The following is a 600-nucleotide window of genomic DNA, read 5'->3' on the forward strand; positions in this document are numbered from 1 at the left end:
GACCTCCATAGTCTCGTCGAAATCGGCGAGCGACAGCGTGTCGATGGGGGCGGCCCGCCAGATCCCTGCGCTGTTGACCAGGATGTCGAGCCGGCCGAAGGCGGTCACTGCGTCATCGACGGCCTTGTCTATGGCCACCGCATCGCGGTTGTCGGCCTTGACCGCGATGGCGCGGCCGCCCTTGGCCTCGATTTCGGCGACAACCGAGCGGGCCTGCTCCTCGCCATGCACATAAGTCAGCGCGACGCTGGCGCCATCGGCCGCCAGCCTCCGCGCAATCGCCGCGCCGATGCCGCGACTGCCGCCGGTGACGAGCGCGGCCTTGCCGCCCAGTTGGTTGGATGACATCGATTTCTCCTTTTGTAACGATCGATACATAAATATCTGTCAGCCTTGCCCGTCGGCGTCAACTTAATTATGTATCGATCAACACAGAAAAGAGCATCATGCCGGAACGAGGCCGCCCCCGCACTTTCGATCGAACCGCAGCCCTGCGCCGCGCGATGGAGGTGTTCTGGGCCCGTGGTTACGAAGGCGCATCGATGAGCGAGCTGACCGCCGCCATGGGCATCAACTCGCCCAGCCTCTACGCTGCCTTCG

Annotated in this window: 2 protein-coding genes; one reads left to right on the forward strand and one right to left on the reverse strand. The window is 63.8% G+C overall.

Features of this window, described 5'->3' with window-relative positions; all coding sequences use genetic code 11:
- The coding region (locus tag EOC06_RS38310) for an SDR family NAD(P)-dependent oxidoreductase (RefSeq protein ID WP_128310173.1) at window positions 1-348 on the reverse strand (348 nt) is incomplete at its 3' end.
- 98 nt (window positions 349-446) lie between these two features.
- Between EOC06_RS38310 and EOC06_RS38315 the strand changes: the two genes are divergently transcribed.
- On the forward strand, window positions 447-600 hold a 154-nt coding region (locus tag EOC06_RS38315; protein WP_128310174.1), incomplete at its 3' end, for a TetR/AcrR family transcriptional regulator.

It is taken from the genome of Mesorhizobium sp. M7A.F.Ca.MR.362.00.0.0, assembly GCF_004023175.1.
GTDB lineage: Bacteria > Pseudomonadota > Alphaproteobacteria > Rhizobiales > Rhizobiaceae > Mesorhizobium.